This window comes from Amnimonas aquatica, assembly GCF_002943415.1.
GTDB classification, from domain to species: Bacteria; Pseudomonadota; Gammaproteobacteria; order Pseudomonadales; family Moraxellaceae; genus Perlucidibaca; species Perlucidibaca aquatica_A.
Genome location: NZ_PTQZ01000206.1, coordinates 1 through 3,136 on the forward strand (window position 1 = coordinate 1; position 3,136 = coordinate 3,136).

At 70.2% G+C, this 3,136-nt stretch carries 3 protein-coding genes; 2 read left to right on the top strand and 1 reads right to left on the bottom strand.

Annotation, left to right across the window (positions count from 1 at the left end):
• The coding region (locus C5O18_RS07895; protein WP_105192958.1) for an NAD(P)-dependent oxidoreductase at window positions 1-793 on the top strand (793 nt) is incomplete at its 5' end.
• Window positions 794-831: 38 nt separating this feature from the next.
• Entirely contained in the window at window positions 832-1,611 is a 780-nt protein-coding gene (locus C5O18_RS07900; RefSeq protein WP_105192960.1) for a hydroxypyruvate isomerase family protein, read from the top strand.
• Window positions 1,612-1,750: 139 nt separating this feature from the next.
• Here C5O18_RS07900 and radA read toward each other — a convergent pair whose 3' ends face one another.
• Window positions 1,751-3,106: a DNA repair protein RadA gene (gene radA / locus C5O18_RS07905; RefSeq protein ID WP_105192962.1), complete on the bottom strand. Its 1,356-nt coding sequence runs from the start codon at window positions 3,104-3,106 to the stop codon at window positions 1,751-1,753.
• Between the last annotated feature and the right edge of the window lie 30 nt (window positions 3,107-3,136).

A 3,136-nucleotide genomic window follows, 5' to 3' on the forward strand; every position in this document is an offset into this window, starting at 1 on the left:
CGCCGGCAAGTGCGATGCCCTGGTCACCGCCGGCGCGCGCCGGGCGGCCACGCCCGCCGAACTGGCGGCCGGTGTCGACCTGCTGCTGATCTGCGTTGCCGATGATGACGCGCTGGAAGCCGTCACCTTCGGCCCCGACGGCATCGCCTCGGGCGCGACGGCCGGGCTGCTGGTCGCCGACCACTCGTCCAGCTCGCCCGCCGCCACGCGGCGCATCGCCGCCCGGCTGGCCGCAGAGACCGGCGCGCGCTGGATCGACGCACCGGTGTCCGGCGGCGTCATCGGCGCCGAGCAGGGCGCGCTGGTGATCATGGCCGGCGGTCGCGCCGAGGACATCAGCCGGGTCACGCCGGTGTTCCTGCACTACGCCCGCCGCGTGACCCGCATGGGAGACACCGGGGCCGGACAGGTGACCAAGGTCTGCAACCAGCTCATTGTCGCCGCCAACAGCCTGCTGATCGCCGAAACCGTGGCCCTGGCCGAGCGCGCCGGCGTCGATGCCGCGCTGCTGGCGCCCGCGCTGGCGGGCGGCTTCGCCGACTCGCTGCCGTTCCAGATCCTGGCCCCGCGCATGGCCGAACGCCGCTTCGAACCGGTTCAGTGGAAAGTGCAGACGCTGCTCAAGGACCTCGGCAACGCCCTCGGCCTCGCCGGTCAGGTCGGCAGCGCCACGCCGCTGGCACGCACCGCCGAGGCGCTGATGCGCCTGCACGCCGAACACGGCCACGCTGGCGATGACCTCAGCAGCCTGATCACCCTGCACATGCCCGCCGACACGCCGGACCCGGCCTGACCCGCCCCGCGCGCAACATCCTGACCGGAGGCCCCGACATGCTCCGCTTCACCGCCAACCTGTCGCTGCTGTTCACCGAGCTGCCGCTGATCCGGCGCTTCGCCGCCGCGCGCGCTGCCGGCTTCAGCGCCGTGGAAATACAGTTCCCCTACGAACTCGGCATCGGCGAGATCCAGCGCGAACTGGACACCCACGAACTCGAGCTGGTGCTGATCAACGTCCCTGCCGGCGACCTCATGCAGGGCGGTTGCGGCCTCGCCGGCGTGCCCGGCCGGGAACAGGAGTTCCGCCGCGCCGTCATGCAGGCACTGCCCTACGCCAGCCAGCTCGGCGTACGCTGCGTCAACGTGCTCGCCGGCCGCCAGCACGAGGACGCCGACCTGCTGCAATGCCTGCACACGCTGACCGCGAATGCGCGCTACGCCGCCGAAGCACTCCACAGCATCGATGTCACCACCACGCTGGAAGCCATCAACACCACCGACATGCCCGGCTTCCTGATCAGCAACATCGCGCAGATGCAGGAGATCCTGGAGGCGGCGGACCACCCCACGCTGAAGATGCAGTTCGACTGCTACCACATGGCCATGATGGGCGAGGACATTCTCGGCGGACTGTCGGAGAACATTGCCGACATCGGCCACATCCAGTTCGCCGACACCCCCGGGCGGGGCGCGCCAGGCACCGGCGCCATGGACTACGAGGCCATTTTCGCCAGCATCGCGGCACTGCCCTACCGCGGCTGGTGCGGCGCGGAGTACCGACCTGGACCGGATGGCACCGAGGCCTCGCTCGCCGGGTGGCAGCACTGGCGCTGAGGTCTGCGCCGCGCTGCGTGCGGGAGGGGATGGGTCGGGAAAACCGTCATGCGCCAGGGATGGCGCATGCGAGCCTACAGGGATGTATTCACGGCGTGTTTTCCCGACCCATCCCCTCCCGCACGCAGCGCCACCGCAACTACAGCGCCTCCAGCGCCTCCGACAGCCGCCCCACGGCGACCACCTGCATGCCCTCGATGGCCTGGCGCGGCGCGTTGCTGCGCGGCACGATGGCGCGTTTGAAGCCATGCTTGGCGGCCTCGCGCAGGCGCTCCTGGCCATTCGGCACCGGGCGGATCTCGCCTGACAGGCCGATCTCGCCGAACACCACCAGGTCGCTGTCCAGCGCCTGGCCGCGCAGGCTGGAGGTCACCGCCAGCACCACCGCGAGGTCGGAGCCGGTCTCCAGCACCTTCACGCCACCGACGACATTGACGAAGACATCCTGCCCGACACTAGCGATGCCGCCGTGCCGGTGCAGCACCGCCAGCAGCATGGCAAGGCGGTTCTGGTCGAGGCCCACGGCGACCCGGCGCGGGTTGCTGAAGGCGTCGTCGACCAGCGCCTGCACCTCGACCAGCAGCGGCCGCGAGCCCTCGCGCGTGACCATGACCACCGAACCGGGAATCGGCTGGTCATAGCGCGACAGGAAAATGGCCGACGGGTTGGCGACCTCGCGCAGGCCGCGATCGGTCATGGCGAACACGCCCAGCTCGTTGACCGCGCCGAAACGGTTCTTCGCTGCACGGATGAGGCGAAAGCGCGAATCCGCTTCGCCCTCGAAATACAGCACGCAATCGACCATGTGCTCGAGCACGCGCGGCCCGGCCAGCGCGCCCTCCTTGGTGACATGGCCGACCAGGAACAGCGCGCAGCCGCTCTGCTTGGCGTAGCGGGTGAGCAGGGCGGCCGACTCGCGGATCTGCGACACGCCGCCGGGCGCCGAGGTCAGCGCCTCGGTGTAGAGCGTCTGGATGGAGTCGACCACCAGCACGCGCGGCTGCTCGACCTGCGCGGTGGCGATGATGCGCTCGACCGAGGTCTCGGCCATGACCTTCAGCCGGCCCATGGGCAGCTCCAGTCGGCGCGCGCGCAGCGCCACCTGCGCCAGCGACTCCTCGCCGGTGATGTACAACGCCGGCAGGCTGTCCGCCAGGTGCGTCATGGTCTGCAGCAGGATAGTCGACTTGCCGATGCCTGGATCGCCGCCGATCAGCACCACCGAACCGGCCACCAGACCGCCGCCGAGCACACGATCCAGCTCAGACAGACCGGTGGCCACGCGCGGCGCATCCTGCGTGCGCACCTGATCCAGCACGGTGACCTCGCCGGCCTGCCCGGCGTAGCCGCCGGCGCGCGGGCCTTTCAGGACCGGCGCCCTGACCGACTCGACGAGGGTGTTCCAGGCGCCGCAGTCGGTGCACTGGCCGGCCCACTTGGAGAATTCGCTGCCGCAGGCGGTACAGGTATGGATGGTCTTGGCTGTCTTGCTCATGGGCGCCTTGCGGAAATGAAAAGCCGCGTC

Excerpts from the sequence above, each read along its gene's own strand:
- C5O18_RS07900 (WP_105192960.1), top strand. The coding sequence starts at position 832 with ATGCTCCGCTTCACCGCCAACCTGTCGCTGCTGTTCACCGAGCTGCCG.
- radA (WP_105192962.1), bottom strand. The coding sequence starts at position 3,106 with ATGAGCAAGACAGCCAAGACCATCCATACCTGTACCGCCTGCGGCAGC.